The 22,215-nt window shown below is 44.1% G+C and carries 14 protein-coding genes; 5 read left to right on the forward strand and 9 right to left on the reverse strand.

Going from position 1 to position 22,215, the window contains the following annotated elements; all coding sequences use genetic code 11:
- The first annotated feature begins 143 nt into the window (after nucleotides 1-143).
- The 3 genes from FNH22_RS19085 to FNH22_RS32685 all read left to right on the forward strand — a co-directional run bounded on the left by FNH22_RS19085 (nucleotide 144) and on the right by FNH22_RS32685 (nucleotide 5,267).
- Complete coding sequence (locus FNH22_RS19085) at nucleotides 144-785, forward strand: hypothetical protein (RefSeq protein ID WP_143400025.1); 642 nt, start codon at nucleotides 144-146, stop codon at nucleotides 783-785.
- Nucleotides 786-1,385: 600 nt separating this feature from the next.
- Entirely contained in the window at nucleotides 1,386-3,191 is a 1,806-nt protein-coding gene (locus FNH22_RS19090; RefSeq protein ID WP_185154303.1) for a LamG domain-containing protein, read from the forward strand.
- A 108-nt stretch (nucleotides 3,192-3,299) separates the two neighbouring features.
- Entirely contained in the window at nucleotides 3,300-5,267 is a 1,968-nt protein-coding gene (locus tag FNH22_RS32685; protein WP_143400027.1) for an IPT/TIG domain-containing protein, read from the forward strand.
- A 209-nt stretch (nucleotides 5,268-5,476) separates the two neighbouring features.
- Here the strand turns inward: FNH22_RS32685 and FNH22_RS19100 are convergent, their stop codons facing one another.
- The 9 genes from FNH22_RS19100 to FNH22_RS19140 form a co-directional block, all read right to left on the reverse strand.
- Entirely contained in the window at nucleotides 5,477-7,795 is a 2,319-nt protein-coding gene (locus FNH22_RS19100) for an ABC transporter permease (protein ID WP_185154304.1), read from the reverse strand.
- 483 nt (nucleotides 7,796-8,278) lie between these two features.
- Entirely contained in the window at nucleotides 8,279-8,689 is a 411-nt protein-coding gene (locus FNH22_RS19105) for a rhodanese-like domain-containing protein (RefSeq protein WP_143400029.1), read from the reverse strand.
- 21 nt (nucleotides 8,690-8,710) lie between these two features.
- Nucleotides 8,711-9,322: a rhodanese-like domain-containing protein gene (locus FNH22_RS19110; protein ID WP_143400030.1), complete on the reverse strand. Its 612-nt coding sequence runs from the start codon at nucleotides 9,320-9,322 to the stop codon at nucleotides 8,711-8,713.
- Between the two features lie 12 nt (nucleotides 9,323-9,334).
- Entirely contained in the window at nucleotides 9,335-9,937 is a 603-nt protein-coding gene (locus FNH22_RS19115) for a YeeE/YedE thiosulfate transporter family protein (RefSeq protein WP_143400031.1), read from the reverse strand.
- A 3-nt stretch (nucleotides 9,938-9,940) separates the two neighbouring features.
- Nucleotides 9,941-10,474 (reverse strand): YeeE/YedE thiosulfate transporter family protein, encoded by a 534-nt coding sequence (locus FNH22_RS19120; protein ID WP_143400032.1) that lies wholly within the window; start codon nucleotides 10,472-10,474, stop codon nucleotides 9,941-9,943.
- A gap of 113 nt (nucleotides 10,475-10,587) precedes the next feature.
- The gene (gene nrfD, locus FNH22_RS19125; protein ID WP_143400033.1) at nucleotides 10,588-11,529 is read right to left on the reverse strand and encodes an NrfD/PsrC family molybdoenzyme membrane anchor subunit; all 942 of its coding nucleotides are present in this window, start codon (nucleotides 11,527-11,529) and stop codon (nucleotides 10,588-10,590) included.
- A 7-nt stretch (nucleotides 11,530-11,536) separates the two neighbouring features.
- Nucleotides 11,537-12,070 carry a 4Fe-4S dicluster domain-containing protein gene (locus FNH22_RS19130; RefSeq protein WP_185154305.1) on the reverse strand — a complete coding sequence of 178 codons (534 nt, stop codon included), beginning with the start codon at nucleotides 12,068-12,070 and terminating at the stop codon, nucleotides 11,537-11,539.
- On the reverse strand, nucleotides 12,067-14,307 hold the full coding sequence (locus FNH22_RS19135; protein WP_143400035.1) for a molybdopterin-dependent oxidoreductase: 2,241 nt from the start codon (nucleotides 14,305-14,307) through the stop codon (nucleotides 12,067-12,069). The genes FNH22_RS19130 and FNH22_RS19135 overlap by 4 nt, the downstream gene beginning before the upstream one ends.
- Nucleotides 14,308-14,599: 292 nt before the next feature.
- A complete protein-coding gene (locus tag FNH22_RS19140) occupies nucleotides 14,600-15,919 on the reverse strand; it encodes a B12-binding domain-containing radical SAM protein (protein ID WP_143400036.1) in 1,320 nt (439 codons plus the stop codon).
- 408 nt (nucleotides 15,920-16,327) lie between these two features.
- Between FNH22_RS19140 and FNH22_RS19145 the strand changes: the two genes are divergently transcribed.
- Together FNH22_RS19145 and FNH22_RS19150 are read left to right on the forward strand one after the other, a co-directional pair.
- Nucleotides 16,328-18,244: a chondroitinase-B domain-containing protein gene (locus FNH22_RS19145; RefSeq protein ID WP_143400037.1), complete on the forward strand. Its 1,917-nt coding sequence runs from the start codon at nucleotides 16,328-16,330 to the stop codon at nucleotides 18,242-18,244.
- A gap of 485 nt (nucleotides 18,245-18,729) precedes the next feature.
- Nucleotides 18,730-22,029, forward strand: a complete 3,300-nt coding sequence (locus tag FNH22_RS19150) for a glycosyl hydrolase (RefSeq protein ID WP_143400038.1) — start codon at nucleotides 18,730-18,732, stop codon at nucleotides 22,027-22,029.
- Nucleotides 22,030-22,215: the final 186 nt, after the last annotated feature.

Genomic DNA, 22,215 nt, shown 5'->3' on the forward strand with positions numbered 1-22,215 from the left:
AAACTACCCTTTGCATAGATTTACCTTAACCCCTCCCATGTCGGGATATTACAAGCATTTGCCGGATTTGTGGCATAAGAACGTAGTGTTGATCTTTACTTTTGGTCGAAAGTATAATTTGATAATCTATTGTTATAATCCTTATGGATATCCTGAAGAAGATCTCACTTATTTTTTTAGTCTCATTGGCCGTTTGGAGTTGTGGTGAAGACGATGAGCCCACTGCAGATAATGATGACAATTCACAGCGCTCGTTTGCTGATGCACAAGCTCAGTATGAGGTGTTGAGAGAGGGTTTCACACTAGGACTCACGAGAAAGGCCGGATTCCCCCAAAGTGGCGTCATGATCTATAAAGGAATGCATACGGGGGAGTTTTTTAAAGGAAATACCACCTCTGACACTAAATTGGATTACTTCGCCGATGTAGAATTTACGCTGGATTTCGAAGCCCAGACATTTACCGGCCAGCTGGTAAATTTCACCACCAATCTTGAAGGATTTGAGAATCCCGAAGGAACACTCAATGTTAGTGGATCTATCCGTGGCCCGGATGATCTGGGAGGAGATGAGTTCGGCCTTCGTTTCAGAGTACAGGAAGGGGAATTGACACAGGATGGCAGAACGGCCAATTTCGATGCATTTACGAATAGTAAAGGAAGGTTCCTTGGCGATACAGGGCAATCTGTTAACATCCGGATATCGTCCGTTTTTAACTGGACCGAAGGCCCGGATGAAGGAACTACCTCCGGGACGGTAGGGTTTATGCATGCGAACCGGGAATGAGGTAGCTCATCCGAAACATGTACTTTCCTCAACTCAGAAGCACCGACATTTCATTTAGCAAACATTCGTTCCCGCATTGATCAGTTTTTTGGTCTTTTGTTATCCTGCCTCGTTGCATCATGCAGGTTAAACCGGCTCAGCGTTTTTCATAGAAAGCATAACCTGTTACAGACAGGATGCAAGAGCTAAAACAGTCATTTTGTTCTGTGAAATTTGCCAAAGAGAATGGTAAACGTCCTACCTGCCGGCAGAAAGCTTTGATACCATTAACCTGTCGCCATTAGTCAGTCCATACTTGTCATACTGGCATTAAAAATATCCTATGACAGGATCTTTCAGTTCAATCTTATCGCAGGCACTTGCCTAAATACACCTAAAAAATGACCAACCTTGGTCATTTTTTAGGTGTTTGTATGGTCATAGCTTTGTGTTTGTTTATGACCTCAGGTCATTACTATTATATTTTTTTGACTCTATTAAGGCTTCTATTATCAAGTGTTTTACAACAGGTCGGAATAACCGCTCAAACAGAACCAGACCCTTATTATCATGACATTTTGCCATCTGAGCTTAACAACTTCGGGAATTAAAATCCTGAAAATGAAGCAATTAATTAATGTACTCACCAGTATATTTTTGATTCCAATAGTGTTTTTTTCCTGTGGAGATGACGAGGGGTCTCCTATGCCGGTGAAGGCGAAATTCTCCGTGAATGATAGCTCAATAGTAGTGGGCCAAGAAGTTATTTTCACCGATGCCTCAACAGGAGAGCCGACCAGTTGGGAATGGAGCTTCGAAGGAGGAAACCCTTCTGGTTCTTCAGATCGGAACCCAAGAGTTACTTACAATCAACCCGGGGAATATTCTGTTGAGTTAACCGTCTCCAATGGGAGAAATTCTGACACCATAGAAAAAGAGGAACTTATTGTGGTCATCTCAGAGATCAAAGCCGATTTCTTCGTGAATGACAGCTCAATAGTTGTAGGACAAGAGGTTACTTTCACCGATACCTCAACAGGAGAACCTACCAACTGGGAATGGAGCTTCGAAGGCGGAAGTCCTTCCAGTTTTTCGGGCAGGAACCCAAAAGTCACCTACGATCAACCAGGGGAATACTCTGTGAAGTTAACGGCTTCCAATGGAAGTTCTGCCGACATGACAGAGAAAGAGGAATTCGTCAAGGTGTTTTTGCCGGTAGATGCAAGTTTTACCGCTGATCAGATGACCATTAATGAAGGAGGTAAGGTTAATTTTACAGATACTTCTGAAGGGACACTTCAAAGCAGACGTTGGACTTTTGAAGGTGGCACGCCAGGCACGTCTGTCGATTCAAACCCTGAGGTTACTTATTCTACAGCGGGCACCTATCGCGTAACGCTAAATGTGAGTAATGAAGCTAGTTCGGACACGGAAGAAAAGGAAGCTTTTATTACTGTTGTCGGGACGGTCAAGGCCCAATTTGAGGCAGATAAGTTGAGTACTAACGTTGGGGAAGAAATTAGTTTTACTGATCTATCGCTCGGAACACCCAACAACTGGCAATGGTCTTTTGAAGGAGGTACCCCAGCCACATCAACAGTCTCAAGTCCCTCTGTGGTCTATTCTACCCCGGGGTTATATAAGGTCTCGCTCACTGTATCGAACGCTACAAGTTCTGAAACAGAAACAAAAGACAAGTATATCTTGGTGTCTGACCTACCTGACGTCGGTTTAATTGCTTACTACCCTTTTGACGGAAATGGAACAGATAATGGAGCTATGGGGTTTGACGGCACTCTTTTTGGTGGAATAACACCTGCTACTGATCGCAATGACCGGCCAGGGATGGCACTAAGTTTTGATGATTCCAATGGCCACGTAAGAACGACTAATGAGTTGGATAATACTATGGGCAACGGGGTAACTTTTGCTGCCTGGATCTATTTGTCAACCGAGACAGGGGCTAGCATGGGAATTATCAGCAATTTCAACGGTCAGGGATCTTTTCTTGATCAATGTACCCCCGGCAATAGAATAGGATTTAATCTGATTATCCAATCTGATCGCAGCCTGAGAATGACATATGGCACGAATTCAAACAAATATAGAGGGAGAACAACCTCTGCCAATACTTTTGAGCTCAACACCTGGTATCATATAGCAGGCACCTGGGATGGAAGAACTGAGAATAATAATGCCTTTAAACTTTATGTGAATGGCGTTATTCGAGATAATGCCACCTTTGAGTCAGGGCTTGCCCGCGATATCTGTGATGAATTTGTGGAGTCAGAAAGTCCATTTTATTTTGGAACAGCCTCTTGTGCGTCAGGTTTGTGTGCTCCTTTCAATGGGGCTATGGATGATCTGGTAATTTACAACAGAACATTAACCACAAGTGAAATTCAATCATTGGCCGAACAAGACTAAGCTTGTCATTCTTTCATACTTCTTTCCTGGGCTGACATTTTTTGCTGTAGGCCTTCATGAGTAGCATACTTTTTATAATTAATAAATATTCCACTTAAATATTTTATTATGCTAAACCACTTAACTCGTTTTATAGTTGTATTGAGCATTTTTTCAATTCTATTTTGGCAATGTGGGAATGATGATGACGGAGATCCACCTCCCGCTGTGCCCACTTTGGTTAGTTTCACTCCTGTAGAGGGAACAGAAGGTGCCGTAGTCACCATCATTGGCACTAACTTCTCTACTACTACCAGTGAAAACGTAGTAAAATTCAATGGCACGCCGGCCACCGTTTCAGTGGCTTCGGATGTTTCACTTGTAGCCACCGTTCCTGCCGGGGCAAGTACGGGTAAAATTACCCTCGAGGTAAATGGCCGGCAAGTCGAGAGTAACCGGGATTTTACCGTGGTACCCAAAACGGCTGATGCTCCTACTATAACCGGCTTTTCTCCTACAAGTGGTGAGGCCGGAACGAGCGTCACTATTACCGGCACCAATTTTTTACCAACACCTGGTGAAAACAAGGTTACATTTAATGGAATTACCGCACCGGTAGGAGAGGCATCTGCTACCAGCCTAAGTGTACTGGTACCCGGAGGGGCCGTCACAGGCAAAATAAGTGTGGCTGTAGGCAATCAAACGGCAGTCAGCACGACGGATTTTGAAGTCATTCCTACAGCGCCCGGCGACCCTTCCATCATCGCTTTTATACCGCAAAACGGGAGCCCCGGTACTACGGTAACCATTAACGGCACCAATTTTTCACCGGACATCGCGGGTAATACAGTAACATTTAATAATGTAGCCGCTTCCGTTACTTCTGCATCCAGCACATCACTCGTTGTAGTTGTGCCTGCGGAAGCTACCACAGGGAATATCACGGTCAGGGTTGGGGATAACACGGCCACCAGCGCCAATGCGTTTACCGTACTTCCGGCATCACCCGTTATCATAAGCTTTACACCTGCCCGGGGGGCTTCCGGGGCAGAGGTGGTGTTGAGAGGTACGAATTTTTCCAGCACTGCAGCCAATAACACCGTCGAGTTTAACGGTGTTTCGTCCGAAGTTATCTCCGCTGCACCTGATGAATTGACTGTAGTGGTTCCGGAAGGAGCAGATGCCGGTCAAATTTCAGTTAGGGTAGGGAACCAGGTCACGATCAGTGATGAAAATTTCACGATTTTGGATACCTGGATAGAAAGTAATTCATTCAAGGAAAATGTATCCGTTAGAAATCAAATGGCGGGTTTTGTGATCGGAGGGAAAGGGTATGTTGTAGGAGGCAGCTTCGGCAGTACACGCTACGATGAACTTTTTGAGTACGACCCTATGACTGGCACATGGACTGAAAAAGCCGCTTTTGGAGGGGGTGACAGGTTTGCGATGGCGGGTTTTGTCATTGATGATAAAGCGTACATGGGCTTGGGAGTGTCCAGAAACGGTAGTCAATCGGACTTTTGGGAATATGATCCGCAGGCTGATGCCTGGACAAAGAAAAACAATGTATCCAGGTCCTTTCTCAGGAGCAGAGGTCTCAATGCCGCCGGAAAAGGGTATATTCAGGGTGATAGAACTCTCTTGGAATACGATCCTGAAAACGATTCCTGGTCAGAAAAAGCGTTGCTTCCGGGAAATAACGCAAGAAGTCAGACAGTTGGTGTTGTGATCAATGATAAGATATACGCAGGCTTTGGAATTGCGTCGATCACCCCCTTGAACGACTTTTGGGAATATGATGCCAGCGCCGATAGTTGGACGCAAAAGGCCAGCTTGCCGGGTGATGGGTTTAGAGGTGCCGTTACATTTTCATTAGGTGGGAAAGGTTTTGTGGCTACAGGGATACGTGGTAATACCGACCTGTCCGAAGTTTGGGAATATGACCCTGCGCAAGATGCCTGGAGTCGTAAAGACGATTTTCGAGGAGGGACAATGAATTTTGGTGTCAGCCTGGTGATCGATGACAAGGCATATATTGGGATTGGGAATAGGAACGAAACATTTAATACATTATGGGAATATGTCCCGGATCTGTAGATGACCCTGGGAGCAGGATAGGTCCATAAGAAATTCAACAAGGGGTGCTATGCGCTTTGGTAGCATGTCATCCCTTGTTTTTATACACCTCAAAGTTAACTTCTGCCATACTCAACCAGCTAAAGCGCAGCTACAACAGGTAGGATCAAAGGTTTTTAGCATTTGGTTTCCATCAAGTTCGGCTAAGGACAGAAAGGCGCTGTAAGCCATTAGTCACACCTTAAGGCGCTTACCGGATTTAAAGAACTGGCGCGCAAAGACCTGGCACCTATCACAAACAAAGATATTCCCAAGGAAATAAGGGTGCCAATGATGAGAATGGTAAGGCTGAAATCTACGCGGTATGGGAATTTTTGCAGCCATCGAGACATGGCATAGAAGCTCAATGGCCATGATAACAAATTGGATATCAGTATCAATATAAAAAAACGTTCAGACAATAATGCCAGGATTGATTTTGTAGAAGCCCCAAAAACTTTTCTAATACCAATTTCTTTAATTTTCAGCGACACGCTGAAGGTCACCAGACCATACAGACCTAAGCAAGCAATTAAGATGGCGAGTGCGGAGAACAAAGTAAATACTCCGAAAAATTGTTTTTCTGACTGGTATGCCCTCTCTATCTCGCTGTCCACGAAGGAATAGTCCATGATACGCCCGGGGTTAAGCTCGTTCCAAACCTCTTCTATTCCCGAAATGGTTTCACCAATATTGGACATGTTTAATTTAGCATATACATAATTTGCTCCACTTACAGCTTTAAAAAATACGATCGGGCCGAGTTCAGTATATAGAGGTTCAAAGTGGAAATCTTTTACCACGCCTATGATTTTATACTCTTTATCATTCGCATTGATTACTTCACCAATAGGGTCATTAATACCAAGCTGGATCAATGCCTTTTCATTCAGGACAATAGCATTAGAATCTGCCGGAGACCCCTGGAAGTAATGGCCAGCTACCAATTCAATTTTCACCGCCTCGAAAAAATGCTTATCGGCACGTTCTATGGGAACGCTATATTCCAGGCCCTGGTAGGAAAAAATTCCAAAATTATCATACCAACCTGTCATTTCTTTGCTGCACGTGCCCACTTCCAAAACATCTGACTGACCAATAATTCCGTTTCTGAAAATTTCGTAATTTCCCTGGGCTGAGCGTGAAGGAAGGGTAATGGAAATGATTTGCTCTGTATCCAATCCCAAAGCACGATTTTTCAGGTAATCCCATTGGTTCAGGATCACCAGAGTGGAACAAATTAAGAACGAGGAAATGACAAATTGCAAAATGACCAGCCCTGTGCGAAAGGCAGCTGCTTTTTTCCCAAACCGATAACGATCAACGGAAAGTGCACTGACAATTTTAAACGAAGATAAAAACAAAGCAGGGTAACTTCCGGAGATAAGCCCAAGTACCAAAACGATCAGTGTGGCATAACCAAAATAGATCAGGGGAATATTGTCTATGTACAATTGCCTCCCCACCAATTGGCTGAAATCAGGCAGGATGAATTGGATCAGCGCTATGGACGTCATCAAAGCAACGATCAGCAGCAGGAAAGACTCAAATAGAAATTGCATTACCAGGTGTCTGCGATCAGCACCTACAATTTTCTTGATCCCAATCTCCTTCATCCGACTACTGGCAAGGGAAGTGGATATATTCATATAGTTAATAGCAGCGATCAATAACACAAAAAATGCTATTGTGCTTAACATCTGCACATAGGTGACGTTTCCTCCCGGACGAATCTCCTCTTTAAGGTTGGAATGCAGGTGAATATCCAATAAAGGTTGTGTGTCCAGATAAGCCCAATTTTGAAACCATTCCGGTGTGCTTAACTTTACCACATCTGTTAATCTATTTTTGATGGCTGCAATATCGGCGCCTTCCTTTAATTTGAAGTAATTGTTTTGAGAGGTCCAACCCCAGGACGTGGTCATACCTCTTGATAAGTTTTCCTTGGTTTTCATGGAGATATAGTAGCGGTAAGGGATGTGGCTGTTAACCGGCATATCTTCCATAATACCTGTCACCGTTAAATTTGTCTGAGTTCCATCATAGATATTCCTGAAGGTGACTAATTGACCCGTGGGATCTTTATCCCTAAATAGCTTCTTCGCTTCAGATTGGGTTATAACGATCGAATTGGGTTTAGTAAGGGCAGACTCCTCATCACCATATAATAATTTGAATGAAAAAAATGAGAAGAGATTGGGGTCCGTGAAGGTAAACCAATCCGTAATTTCTGTGGATTGGCTGTTATAAATGATTTCACTTCTGTCATTAAAGGTATAAAACAGGCGGAGAGTAGATTCAATGGTTGGGAAATGCTCTTCCAACATAGGTGCCACTTTATAAGGACTGGTAGTAGTAGTTGTGTAAGCATCACCATTTTTGAAGGACATGGTCACCCTGTGAATGCGATTAGCGTCCTTATGGAATCGGTCATAACTGGACTCATGCTGAACATACAGAAGGATAAGGAAGGAAGTGGTCAACCCAATGGTAAGACCAAGTATGTTCAACGTTGAATAAATCCGGTGGCGTCTAAAGTTGCGAATTGACGTCTTCAGGTGTTTCAAAATCATTTTAGGTGAGTCTATTTTCTATAATCATCAAGCGAAATTTTCGTGCCATGATTATAAATCATTGATTTTCAATTATTTGTATTTAATTTTAGCAATCTATTTCGTTCTATTTTGACACACTTTGAGATAAGCGTTTGTCGCATTTTGACACATCTTATCGAAATTGAACGGTGCCGGGGCCTTTGACCGGTTACTGATATACAAACAGGAAAAAATAGTAAGATCGGATAACCAAATCATAAAAGGAAAGACAGGCAATAGGACCAGGGGAAAATCCCCAAGGGACCAAACCGGGTAAGTATATTAACCTCCGGGCGGAATACCTGAGGTATTAAAGGACGTAAAACATGCAACAAAAGCCTGTTGCTTCTTTAAAAACTGTGATTTTGATCCGGATCACTTCGCCGGCTCAGATAAAGTTCAATCTTCTTCTAATAACTCCATCACCAGCAGGTTTTGATATCCCAGCTGAGAGAGCAACATCCAGGTCTCATGAGCATGAATGGGATCATGTGCTAAAAATACCTTTGGAACTGCCGAGGCAAAAAGCATTTTGAACTCGTCATCCAATATATTTGAAACAGGAATATTCAGTGCTCCATCCTTGTGAGCAATGATAAAGGCTTTTGGCTTCCGCAGGTCAATCAATCTATACTCAGGCATTTTTGCTAACTCCGAGGGTAGAATGACATAGTCCGTGGTAGTAGCCAACCGGTGCATCTCCTGTGCGCTATGCTTAAAACTGCTCTTTTCAACCCCGCTTGTTACTATGATAAGCAAAGCAAAAAAGGCGACCATGATAATGCCTAATGTAAGTATTGTAGATCTCATTGCTTTTTGTTTTATAATGTATCAACTACATCCACCTTCTACCTTCTTCTTTTTCTTTCTTTTTATGGGTGACAATGGCTTGAACAGATCGGTCGGTGGCAACGCCCTGGCGCCTGTAAAATACTGACTGGCTGCGGCCCGCCGTTGATAAAGGTCGAAAGCCTCCTTTGGGGCCGTGCTTTCGGGATATTTAGGATCCAAAATACTGGATTTCCATTCCGTAAGGCCCCCTTTCAGCAGGTAATTGTTTTGGTAGCCCAGCTGTGTAGTGATCATCCAGAGTTGAGCGGCAGTATGATCGTCATCACTGTAAAGTATGTTCTTCATTACCCCCTGGTCAAACAGGTAAGCAAAGTTATCAGTGAAAATACTGTCAAAAGGCACATTGATAGCTCCTCTGATAGGTTCTTTAAAATCAGCTGCAGGCCTGATATCGATAAGCTGAATGGATGGGTCTCCGCTGATCAACAGGTGTGCCAGCTCATCCACAGAAAAATAGTTAGCATCTAAAAGCATTTCCTGCAGCACTTGCCGCTCGTTAAGCATGACGGAATCATTTTCTTTCCCCGGTAGCATAGCGGCTACTGTGCCCAACGCCAAAATGATGGTTGAAAGGGTTAGTCTTGTGTTCATTAGGCTGTTTATTTAAATGTCCTTAGTAATATCTGGTCTCTGAAATCGTTTTTCCGCCCATTCGCCCACCCAGAACATGAGCACGGCAGCTCCAATGATCGCCAACACGAGCAGGCCGTCGGAAATACCGATCACTTCGGAAAGCTTTATTCCTCCGAGGTAACTTTTCATGTAGATCCCTTCCCAAAGAGAGTAGGTCTCTCCAAACAATAGAATCCCCAGCAAACTACCTCCAAGAAAGGCCATGGCATCCAGCTTACCGATAGCAGCAGCACAGATACCTGTTCCGGGACAAAAGCCTCCTACAATAAATCCCACTCCCATAATTACTCCACCGATGATCGCTGACTCAATATAGTACTCGTTAACATACACAATGCTCAGGTCTATCATTCTAAAGTGGTTAAGAAAAACCAGCCCCAGCATAGCGGTGATGGCAGCGGTAAAGAACACTTTTAACACTACGGTATCGTAGCCATAAAACATGCCTGCCAGCTTGCGGCTGGAGGAAAACCCGGCCTGCTCCAGCGCAAACCCGAAGCCTATCCCTATCAGAAAAGCGATCAGATAATTGAGCTCAGTAGAAATATCGTTGATTGGTATGATCGGTCCCATAGTTTAAATCCAGTTTTTTCTAAAGAAGTAGGCAAATAAAAAGGCGGTGCCGAAAATGGCCATCATTGTCACAAAACCCGCCAGCGACAGAGTAGCCATACCACTAAGTGCCGCTCCACTGGTACATCCCCGGCCAAACTGCGAGCCAAAACCAAAAAGCACACCTCCTGCGATGGCCAGCATGATACGCTTTCTTGAAGTAATATTGGGAGAGTGCTCTGTTTTCCAGGTAAGTCTCCCGGCGAGAGCTCCGGATAAAAACCCACCTACCAAAACACCCAGCACCTGGAAAACCAACCAGCTGTTCAACGGGTTCTTTCCATCAGCAATATATTTACTGTAAAACCCGGAAGTCCCGGCGTGATCCTGCGCCACCACATCTACAGCGCTTACCACCACACTCTTCATCGCTCCACTGGCGCCGAGTCCTCTGCCTGTGAGGTAAAAGGACAATAGCAGGACCGTACCCAGAAGTATCCCCGCTACATAAGGGTTCATGTACTTCGTAGTACCTGTAATATAATTATGATGTGACATCGTTTTTTAGTTGTTTAACGTTCTCTTTTCATGACTTCTCTGTTCTGTATATTCATAGACCGCTGAACCTGAAGGTCACGCGACTATTTCAGGCGGTCGGCCCTGTTACGTACTCAATACAAATACCGGCTCGCCTGGCCGGCTTCTACTATTATAAATCTTAGCATGATGTTACCGATAAGGATCAGTATTGCAGGAATATAAACCGGTATGCGCTGCCCCCGAAGTTCGAGTAATTCAAGTATCGCCGGAACGATCATCCCCAAAAAGACTACAAAGATCCAGAAGGGTAAGGTGTACCGACCTCCAAGAAACATGGCAGCAGCCTCCTGTTGTACTTCTGTACTGGCCAGGAACCCCATGAACATATGAACAATGAAAAAAAGCTCTGCCGCAATGATCACAATGTCGATCTGGCTAAAGAGTTTTCGTTCTATCTTGTTTTTAGCAAATACAATGATCAAAGCCGCTCCTGCTGACAACCCACTGGCCAGGAAGAGGGGACCAAGAATAGAAGTATTCCACAAGGGCCTGGCATTGAAGGCTGATAATAATATCCCTGTATAAATACCCAGGATCACAGAATAAAACACCATGATCCATGCCATTGTCCTTCTGTGTTTTACAAGGAAAGCCTCCAACTGATAAATCCATCTTTTCTTCCAATCTATTTTGGGAAATACCTCACGGACATAGGTAAAGCTCCAGATGATGGATAACGGCGTAACCACCATTAACGTCCACGCCCCCCAGGACATAGGAGACTCCATACGGATATGGGTGTAGAGCCTCCAGAAATACATTTTATGGTTCAGGTCCATAAACAATGCTACTAAACCTGTAATCAATAGAAAAGGGGTAAGCAATGGGGCTATTTTAATCGTAGCAGGGTAAACACGCTCCTTACCCCGGAGATAATAAAAAGAGGCAAAAAAAAGTATGCCTGCTGCTACCCCTCCTACAAAGAGGTAAAAAGGTATTTCCCAGCCCCATATGTGCAGCATAGGGTCTACTTTGTAATTCATTCGGCCGCTAATGATCAATTCTTCTTCCATTGTAATATCAAATTAGAAAGTACAGTTGAGGGTCAGTGCCTGCTTCGGTTTTCAGGCGTTTGTATTTGCGTATCGCAATTTTTTTGGACACTTCGCTATTAGGATCGTCCAGGTCACCAAAATAAAGGCATTGAGTAGGGCAAACACTGACACAGGCAGGTTGCTCACCTTTGCGCACCTTGTGGATACAAAATGTACATTTATCCACATATCCTTCAGGATGCGGGTACCTTGCATCATAGGGACATGAGGCAATACAAGCACCACAGCCAATACATTGTTCATGTGTAACCAACACTACGCCGCCTTCCTCTATGTGGCTGGCACCCGTAGGGCAGCACCTTACACAGGGTGGGTTGGCGCAATGGTGGCATCTTTCAGAACGAAATTCCATTTCCAGGTTAGGATATGTACCATTGGTACTTTCCACCACCCATTCACGACAATAGCCCACGGGTACATTGTTTTCAAGCTGGCAAGCGATCACACAGTCACTGCAGCCTACGCATTTTTTGGTGTCTATGGCCATAGCATATCTCATGATGTCACCTCCTTTTCATTCGGTTTTTCCAAAAGGATGGTCACAAAATTGGATCGCATCCCCGTACCCCCCATGACAGGGTCTACTTTAACATTACTTATCATCTGTGTATCACTGGCTCCTTTTCCGAAGGCCCGGGTGAGTTTTTTTGCGCCATGCCCAAAGCCATGCACCATGTAAACGGAATCCCACCGGATGCGCTCTGTAAACCTTACTTTAATAGAAAAGTCAGACACAATTCCATCCTGGTTTTTCAGCCAGACGTACTGCCCGTTCTTTAACTCCCATTGTTTTGCTACACGTGGATTGACCCAAAGATCATTTTCAGGCATAATGTCCGTAAGATTGGGATTGTTGGCAGTACGACTAAAGGTATGAACAGGAGAACGGCCATAGTTCAGCCGGTAAAATCCTGCCGGGGGCTGCTCGTGTTCCGTATATTGAGGCAGAGGATCAAAGCCTGCAGCAGCCATTTCAGTGGAATATAGTTCTATCTTACCGGTATTGGTATTGAATTCATATTCCTGGCTATCTGCAAAGTATAAGTCATCATATTCTCGTTTGAATTTTTTTACACCTGTTTTTTTCATTTCTTCCAGGGAGCTACCCACCTGTTTCAGTTGCCAGTCCAGCACTTCTTCAATATTCTTGTAAGGAAAATATTTCTCCAGTCCCATCTCTGTGCCTAGTTGTTTGGCGATCCACCAACCGGGTTTCGAATTATATTTTGGCTTTACGGCAGGCATGCGTAGCGATAGGACCGGTTCACGGTGTGGGGAGTTCCTGATGGCGTCATATCTTTCCAGGTAAGTACATTCCGGGAGCACCACATCAGCATACCCCGTGATCTCCATAGGCATGGTGTCAATAACTACCAGCATTTCCAGTGCTTCAATGGCCTTGAGAGTGGCCTCCTGATCGGGGAGGGTATGAATGAGATTAGTTCCGTTCACAATCCAGCCTTTGATGTTGCAATCACGCTCCGGAGAAGGGGTGGTCATTTCACAGATACCATTAGAGATCACCTCTGTGGCCAGGCTATATTTTCCGTCAAGCGCATCAAGGTAGGACTTTTTTGACTTTGGATAAGGTGGGTGGGGAAAGTCCGGTATACTGATCCTTTCCGGGTTATAGAAACCACCTCGTCTTCCCCACGACCCAAGCAACGCGTTCAGGATCGCTACGGCCCGTAGTCGCTGAGTATCATCACCATACCAGGTCACATGCCGGCCCGGATGCACTATCACGGCAGGAGATGCATTGGCCATTTCCCTGGCAGTGTCACGGATCGCTTTCGGCTCAATGGTGGTAATGCCATAGGCCCATTCGGGGGTAAAAGGCTGAACATGGGCTTTTAACTGATCAAAACCATAGGTGTTTTTTTCCACATACTCTTTATCATACCAACCTTCGCTGATCAACACGTTCATCCATGCCAGCAATAAAGCCATGTCAGTCGCCGGCTTGATCGGTAACCAATGTTTGGATTTGCTGGCGGCGGTAGAAAAACGCGGATCAACAGTGATAATGGTAGCTCCCTTATCTATAGCCTGAGACATTTCCTGTACTTGCCCGTTATGCATATTTTCTCCCAGATGGGATCCAATCAGGACCAGGCATTTGGTATCCCGTATATCGGTACGTTCAGGCGAAAGCACCCCTTCTCCGTAAGTGGCGTAAAAGGCAACTTCCCTCGGTCCCCTGCATTGTGCAAAAGAGGGTGCAGTGATATGTGGCGATCCGTAGGCTTTTAATAAGTGACCCAAAAATTTACCCCCTGAGCCATGCGTGAAGAGCGCAACACATTCCGGGCCATGCTTTTCGGCGATGGTTCTCATCTTATCGCCAATTACCCTGAAAGCTTCCGGCCAGGTGGCCTTTCTAAAGATTTGCTTCCCGTTCTCCTCCACCCGGATCAACGGGTGTTTCAACCGGTCTTTATCATAGTACATGCCTACACCTCCGGTTCCTCTGGGACAAAGTCGTCCGTTGCAATGAGGGTCATCATTGTGCCCTTCTACTTTCCAGATATCGCCGTCGTCATTTTTAGTTACCCATCCGGCGCATTTCCAAAAGCATACTTCGCAGTAGGTGGGGGTGCGAATGGCTTGCAGTGCAGATGGCGAAACCTTATTGAGAGCACTGCCGGAAACCCAGTCAAAGGTAGCTCCGGCCAGGGTGGCCGTTCCCAGCGCAGCACCTGATATTTTTATAAAATTCCGTCGCGTAGTCTTCATTGCTTGATGACGTTTTTATTATTTGTTGTCACCGAAGGTATATACAGGCAAGCCGCACACGTATGATTGTAATCAGACTTTTATATGATTTTCTCTCAAAATGGGGGTTATGTAACTTTAGTCACAAAGTTGACGCTGACTTTAGGATGGGTCTTCAACCTATGAGGAATCAAACATTGCTCATAATCCGGGAAAACGTCTTGGTGTTATATTAGATATAGCCTCGGGTTGAAAACCGGATACTAACCTCATCTGCAACTTATCAGCACCCGATCATTACCGGCAACCATCCTTATTTTCTCTGATTCAGATCAAACAGGTCGGATTTTATTCTTTCCATACGACTGGCTTCCACTTTTACTTGTTTCATATGGCCATAATTGGTGGCAAAATAGAGGATCGGATTGTATAGGTTGCCGGTGAGTCGTTTGAGGACCGAACGCTTCTTGTAGAATCTTTTTCGGGCGTTGATCTTACCCATTTGGAGTTCGTAGGGAGTCATGTTGGTGGGTTTGAATACGACAGTGTTGTGATCATAATATCTCCAGTCCGTCGTCGTCAGACGATTTTCCCGCTTCATTTTATCATAGATCCTTGTGCCGGGATAGGGGGTTAGGACATTGAATGAAACGGTGCTGATTTTATTCTTGATCAGAAAGTCGACGGTCTCGTCAAATATTTCTTTTTTGTCATTGTCAAACCCAAAAACCATGGACGCATGGATGAGAATGCGCATTTTCTTGATTTTTGCGAAGGCTTTTTCCATGTCTTCGATTTCATTGAAAGCCTTTCGCATGGTTTTGAGCTGCTCTTCGGATACGGACTCCACACCAAAAAATAGTGCCTTGCATCCACTATCCGCTGCCAGCTGCATGAGTTCTTCGTCTTTTACCAGTAGGGATACCGATGCCTGACCCACCCAGGATATGTTTAGCGGTTTGAGCGCTTTGAATAGTTCTTTTGCATATTTCGGTCGTCCGATGATGTTGTCATCGAGAAACATGAAGTTTTTGGCGCCTGATTCTTTGATGTCCCTGACTACATTATCAATGGCTACATGCCTGATTTTTTTACCAAATAGATCCGTGACACAGCAAAAGTCACAGTCATAAGGACAGCCTCTGGTAGTCATGATCGGCAAGAGTTTGAATAGCCGCTTCTTTAGAATTTTACTAAAGTCTTTTGGGATATATTTCTGCAGATCAGGTATGGGGTCATGATACTTATCTTTCAGCTTTCCGTTCTGCATATCCAGGAGTAAGGATTCCCAGACACCTTCCGCTTCACCTATCACTACACTATCGGCATGCTGTAACGCCTCGTCCGGCAGAATGGTGGGATGGACCCCACCAAGTACTACGGTCTTCCCTCGCTTTTTGAATTCCTGACATAACTCGTAGGCTCTGGGGGCATTGGCAGTCATACAGCTGATACCGACCAGATCACAATCATACCCCAGGTCTACATCTTCCGCTTCCTCTTCAATGATCTCTACGGTATGCTCCTTGGGTGTCAGGCCCTCCAATATGTAGAGCGCCAGTTGGGGCATCATCAGCCCTTTATTGGTTCTCTTTTCTGCATCGATGGTAGGTGAGATAAGGAGGATTTTCATTCCATTTTTTTTGCAAGATAGATTTCTACTAATAATAGGAATATGATTGGAGTCATGTAGATAGGTAATTTGAAATGAAAGCCCTTATAATTGAGTGACCTATTGGCCCATGAATATGTTCATTAGAAATGAGCCATTACCGGCCCTTCTATATACATGCTTTAGGAGTATTCCTAAATATCATATTTAACCTACCTCAGGAAAAGGCGATGGAGAAGATCAGTCCAATCAAATCCGGTTCCCAATCAATTTGAGGAGTTCATCTCCCTGGAAGAAAACGGTTCATTTGTCAGCTTCTAAACAACTGTTTAGCAATAATAAAACTTCAAAATAGTGAAATGTTAGTGTTCAGTAGCCACTTTTGCTTCACAGTATTGTTATACAATCTATAAGAACAGATTATTAGAGATGCATAATATAGTGAAAAGAACAGGTTTAGTTATTTGCGTAGTTGTCCTTGTATTGTTTGTGAAGCTACCTTTGGAGGCCGGTATATTCCCGGTGAGTTCGCAATCCGAATTTAATATTGCACTAACAAGTGCATCGGAGAACGATACCATTTTGTGGAAATCGGGTACCTATCAGGATATCCATTTGGAAATTGATGAGAGTAACCTGGTGATCATGGCTGAAGTATTGGGGCAAACTATTTTTACCGGAGCTTCCAGAGTAACTGTCAATGGCAGCGATATAACACTTAAAGGGTTTCAGTTTTTAAATGGTGATATTGGAACGAACCATGTGATAAGAAGCAGAGGAAGCCATAATACTTTTGAACAACTAAATATAAAGGATTACACCAGCTATAAGTATCTGATCATAGAAGAAGAATGCAGATATAATACCGTCGCTTATTGTAATTTCGAAAATAGAATAAATCTTGATGATCAAAATATTCTTTCCATCCTGGTGGATGATACAGAACCCGGCTACCATGTAGTTCAATATTGCTCTTTCAAGAATTTTGATGGCAGTGGCAACGATTTGGGCATAGAGCCCATAAGAATCGGGGTAAGTACCCAGGCAGAGTTTATCAGCCGGTCGACGGTAGAATATTGCTACTTCACCCAGTGCAATGGAGATGGTGAGTTAATTTCAAGTAAAGCCACTCAAAACGTTTATCGATATAATACTTTTGAGGATAACCCCTTAGCCGAGTTAGTGCTGCGTCATGGAAACCAGGCCGTGGTATATGGTAATTTTTTCCTTAACGGCATGGGTGGGGTAAGAGTTCGCGAGGGCCGGGAACATGTAATTTTCAACAATTACTTCTCGGGGCTTACCAGACGCTCACTCTATTTGCAAAATGACGCTGATTTCCCGGTAGGCAATATTACGGTTGCATTCAATTCTTTCATCGGTAGTGAAGAGATACGACTGAGTGAATCAGGCGATGATAAACCCACCAACATTACCTTTGCCAATAATATCTTCACACAGCCTGCTGAAAATTTGTTTGATGATGCCACAGGTACAGAAACCTGGCTGGGCAATATTTACAGCGGCTTTTTAGGAATTACCCTACCTGCCAATGGGCTCACGAACAATGATCCACAGATGGAAATAAATAGTGAAGGCTATTATGGCTTGTCAGTCAATAGTCCGGCTATTGATGCTGCTGTACCCGGTTTTCCTGCTTTCCCCGAATATGATGGACTTGAAACTGATCACACGGTAGCACTTGATTTAATGCAACAGTCAAGACCGGTCGATATTGCTGCAAAGGATTTAGGCTGTAGTGAGTCTCCGCATGATGTAACTATCCAGCCTGTAGCCACAGCAGAAAATACGGGGCCGGTATATCTAAGGAACCTGGAGAACCAGGCGATGCTTACCATCAATCATGAGGGTAATGGCGTAGTTACGCTTGATCCACCCTCCGGTATATATGCCAAGGGTACTACCGTTACCGTTACCGCTATTCCTGCGGAGGGATATTCTTTTACAGGGTGGAGCAATGACCTGTCTGGTACTACTAATCCGGAAACACTGGTAATGAATGATAATATGGAAATTACGGTCACTTTTACCTTAGATCAAGTGACAAGTTTGAGTGCAGCATTGGAAAATGAAATCAGGTGGTTTCCAAACCCTGTTGCAGATCATTTGAACATAACCTTAAAGAATGAGGGATCAACCTGGACCAGTCTGGATATCCTGGATTCCTCAGGAATGAAAATGAAGACCCTGATAAACAATTCGGCTTCTCAAGCAAAATACAACACACGTCTGGATGTATCTGATTTACCTGCCGGAATGTACATGGTCCGTATTGCGGAAGAGAATGGTCAATTCAGCACGCGGATAAAATTTATCAAGAAGTAGGGGCTAAAATGTTCTTTCCTTTTCGCTCGACATGGCAATACACATAGTTTATTCTTAATTGATGTGATTTGTGGATATTGTCCTATGTAGAATAGAGCTGGTGATTGAAAACAATAAGCTTTAACAACAGAGTAAAAAAACGTCAGGTGACTTCCCGGGTCAGGATGTTGAGGAAATCTGCTTCCAGGGGGATAATCAGTAACTATTCTTACCGTCGCTTTTTTACCGGCAATACCGTAATTAAAACTTTAATGGTATTTTCGGATGACATCGAGATTACTAGAATCATCACTATTGATAAACCCCTGGATAAAGTAGAAATAATCAAACTACATAAAAGAATTAAAGATGATCTCTGAACCGGTGTTTGTAGGACAAATGATGAACTAGTTATTACCAAGCCGCTTATCAAATTTATCCAGGATTGAGTCTTATTTTGAGATGCCTGATTTAAATTGAGTTCCCAATTTTAACGTAACCTAAACATGAAATCTCGAATTCTCATTCTCCTGTTAACACTGTTATCGCTTACCATTGATGCGCAACGAAAAAAAAGCGAAAATGGTGATCAGGCAAAAAGTGCATTTGAAGCGCTTTCTATTCCTGGCTTGAAGTTTAGAAGTATCGGCCCGGCCTTGACTTCCGGACGTATCTCGGACTTTGCATTCCATTCAACGAATCCGAAGGAATATTATGTAGCGGTATCCTCAGGTGGAGTTTGGAAGACCTCCAACGCAGGGACTACCTATACCCCCATCTTTGACAGTGAAGGAAGCTATTCTATTGGATGTGTCACTATCGATCCAAATAACCCAAATGTTGTCTGGGTCGGAACCGGGGAGAATAATAACCAGCGAAGTGTTGCCTATGGAGACGGTATATATAAGTCTGCAGACGGAGGTAAGTCTTGGGTTCACATGGGGTTAAAAGATTCTGAACACATTGGTAAGATCCTTATTGATCCCCGGAATTCGGATGTGGTATATGTAGCGGCTATTGGACCACTTTGGAGTGAAGGAGGCGATCGTGGGGTATACAAAACCACAGACGGAGGCAAGACCTGGACGGCTGTTTTGACAATAGATCAGCACACAGGAGTGAATGATATCATTATGGATCCTGAAGATCCGGATGTATTATATGCTGCAGCCTATCAACGACGCAGGCATGTCTTTACTTACCTCGGTGGAGGGCCCGGTTCAGGAATGTATAAGACCACTGATGGGGGCGCCAACTGGGATAAAATTAACAAAGGATTGCCGGAAGTAGACATGGGTAGAATAGGTTTGGCGATGGCTCCATCAAATCCTGGGATCATCTATGCCATTGTTGAAGCTTCGCAAGGAAAAGGAGGTTTCTTCAAGACAACAAACAGAGGAGCTTCATGGGTTAAGCAGGGAAGCTATCAATCCAGCGGAAACTATTACCAGGAAATTGTGGTCGATCCTAACGATCCGGAAACCATCTATGGGATGAACACCTGGATGCAGGTATCACGTGATGGAGGAAAAACTTTCAAAGCATTAGGTGAAGTTTCCAAACATGTAGACAATCACTGCATGTGGATCGATCCCAACGATTCAGATCATTTTATCGCAGGCTGTGACGGAGGTATCTATGAGTCATGGGATGGTGCTAAGACATGGGACTTTAAAGCCAACCTTCCCGTGACCCAATTTTATAAAGTTGCATTAGATAACGCAGAACCTTTCTATAATGTCTACGGCGGTACACAGGATAATTTTAGCCTGGGAGGGCCCTCCAGGTCTGTCAGCGGCAATGGAATTGCCAACGAAGAGTGGTGGATCACACATGGAGGCGATGGATTTGAAACACAGGTAGATCAAACCAATGCCAATATCATTTATGCCCAGTCACAATATGGTGTGTTGGTGAGGTATGACAAGTCCAGTGGTGAGGAAGTTGGCATTCAGCCACAACCCGGAAAAAATGAAAATGCATATCGTTGGAACTGGGATGCGCCACTGGTTATTAGTAATTACGACAACAAGCGTTTGTATTTCGCTGCTAATAAGGTTTTTCGTTCCAATGATCAGGGGAACAGCTGGGAAGTGATCAGCGAGGACCTGACCCAACAAATCAATAGGAATGAATTGAAGGTTATGGGCCGGATTTGGGGCATTGATGCCATAGCCAAAAATGGATCTACCTCTCCCTATGGAACCATCGTTGCCATGGATGAATCTCCAAAAAATGAAAACCTGCTCTATGTAGGTACGGATGATGGATTGATCCAGGTCACTGAAAATGGTGGTGATAGCTGGACCCGGATAAGCAGTTTCCCGGGCGTTCCTTCAAGAACGTATGTCAACATGGTTTTAGCCTCACAACATGATGTGAATGTCGTGTTTGCATGCTTCAATAACCACAAAAACGGAGATTTTAAACCATACGTGTTTAAGAGTACAGACAAAGGAAGAACCTGGAGATCAATCACGTCTAATTTACCTGGAAGAGGCTCAAGCTATTCCATCGTCCAGGATCATGTAGACCCAAACCTTTTGTTCGTAGGGACAGAGTTTGGCGTATTTGTAAGTAACGATGGGGGAGGAAAATGGAAACAAATGAAAGCCGGGGTACCCACCATTGCCGTACGTGATCTTGCCATTCAGCGTAGGGAAAATGACCTGGTGTTGGGAACGTTCGGACGTGGATTCTATGTGTTGGATGATTACTCCGCTTTAAGGAACACCGGTGAATCTACTCTTGCAAAAGAAGCGGAATTGTTTGACGTTAGAGACCCTTACCTGTATGAACATAGCTATCCTTTAGGCTTACCGGGCGTCTCATTCCAGGGAGATAGCTACTACCTGGGGGATAATCTGGGACCTGTTGCTATGTTCACTTATTATTTGAAAGATGACATTAAATCATTGAAGGAGCGACGCCAGGAAAGAGAGAAAGAGGCGAAGAAGACAGGACAGAATAATCCATATCCTTCGTATGACGCTTTGAAAGCGGAACGTGAAGAAAAAGCGCCGCAATTATTGTTTACTGTAAGCAATAGTAAGGGTAATGTAGTAAGAAAAATCATGACCAAGCCAGGTAAAGGATTGAATCGGGTTACCTGGGACCTGCGATACACCGATACGGATCCCATTAACCTGTCTAAACCCTCATTTTACAATCCCTGGGGAGACAGTGATAAAGGGATTTTGGTATCTCCCGGGGACTACACAGTTACTTTATCCAAAATTGTATTAGATGATGTGATACAAATTGCAGGACCCGTTTCGTTTACGATCAAAACTTTAAATAACAAGTCACTTCCAGCTACCGATCGCCTTGCATTGAACGAGTTCAATAGAAAGGTATTAAAACTATCCGGTAGTGTTGGAGCAACCCGACAGACGTTGCGTGAAATTAACAACCAGATGAAGCATATCAACGATGCACTTGTGAGAGCAGAGGTGCAACATGATGGTGAATTGGTCACAAATGCCAGGAATTTAGAAAAGACAGTTGCTGAGATCAGTACTCAACTAAGTGGGGATGGGGTAGCAGGCACTTTGGATATGGGGCGTCCACCAAGCGTTGGTAATCGGGTTGGAATGTTGGTATATCAATTGTTTGCCTCCACTTCTGATCCAACTCAGACCAATAGGGATAGCTATGCGGTTGCAGTTGAAGAATTTAAATCTATACTCGAATCATTACAAAAGCTGGTGAATGAAGATTTGAAAAGCTTACAAGACCAGCTAATGGAATCAGGAGCACCTTATACACCATACTCACTTCCAAATGTTCCCCAATTTGAAGATTAGTCAGAGGCTATTTTGAGTCTACGAGACGTCCAGGCCAGTTTTAAGGGGTAGGTGTTCGCCAGCAGCACTATTTGAATTACCAGTGTCGTGTCAATCTATGGCACGACACTAACACTGCTTTATTAGACTTAAGTCTTTGATAGGGTATTCATGCAGTGAATGAATATATTACATGGGCTTTACATG

The sequence above is a fragment of the Fulvivirga sp. M361 genome, assembly GCF_007097395.1.
GTDB lineage: Bacteria > Bacteroidota > Bacteroidia > Cytophagales > Cyclobacteriaceae > Fulvivirga.

Excerpts from the sequence above, each read along its gene's own strand:
- FNH22_RS19110 (WP_143400030.1), bottom strand. The coding sequence starts at position 9,322 with ATGAACACAAGACTAACCCTTTCAACCATCATTTTGGCGTTGGGCACA.
- FNH22_RS19135 (WP_143400035.1), bottom strand. The coding sequence starts at position 14,307 with ATGAAGACTACGCGACGGAATTTTATAAAAATATCAGGTGCTGCGCTG.
- FNH22_RS19090 (WP_185154303.1), top strand. The coding sequence starts at position 1,386 with ATGAAGCAATTAATTAATGTACTCACCAGTATATTTTTGATTCCAATA.
- FNH22_RS19120 (WP_143400032.1), bottom strand. The coding sequence starts at position 10,474 with ATGTCACATCATAATTATATTACAGGTACTACGAAGTACATGAACCCT.
- FNH22_RS19115 (WP_143400031.1), bottom strand. The coding sequence starts at position 9,937 with ATGGGACCGATCATACCAATCAACGATATTTCTACTGAGCTCAATTAT.
- FNH22_RS32685 (WP_143400027.1), top strand. The coding sequence starts at position 3,300 with ATGCTAAACCACTTAACTCGTTTTATAGTTGTATTGAGCATTTTTTCA.
- FNH22_RS19150 (WP_143400038.1), top strand. The coding sequence starts at position 18,730 with ATGAAATCTCGAATTCTCATTCTCCTGTTAACACTGTTATCGCTTACC.
- FNH22_RS19130 (WP_185154305.1), bottom strand. The coding sequence starts at position 12,070 with ATGAGATATGCTATGGCCATAGACACCAAAAAATGCGTAGGCTGCAGT.
- FNH22_RS19140 (WP_143400036.1), bottom strand. The coding sequence starts at position 15,919 with ATGAAAATCCTCCTTATCTCACCTACCATCGATGCAGAAAAGAGAACC.
- FNH22_RS19085 (WP_143400025.1), top strand. The coding sequence starts at position 144 with ATGGATATCCTGAAGAAGATCTCACTTATTTTTTTAGTCTCATTGGCC.
- FNH22_RS19105 (WP_143400029.1), bottom strand. The coding sequence starts at position 8,689 with ATGAGATCTACAATACTTACATTAGGCATTATCATGGTCGCCTTTTTT.
- FNH22_RS19145 (WP_143400037.1), top strand. The coding sequence starts at position 16,328 with ATGCATAATATAGTGAAAAGAACAGGTTTAGTTATTTGCGTAGTTGTC.
- nrfD (WP_143400033.1), bottom strand. The coding sequence starts at position 11,529 with ATGGAAGAAGAATTGATCATTAGCGGCCGAATGAATTACAAAGTAGAC.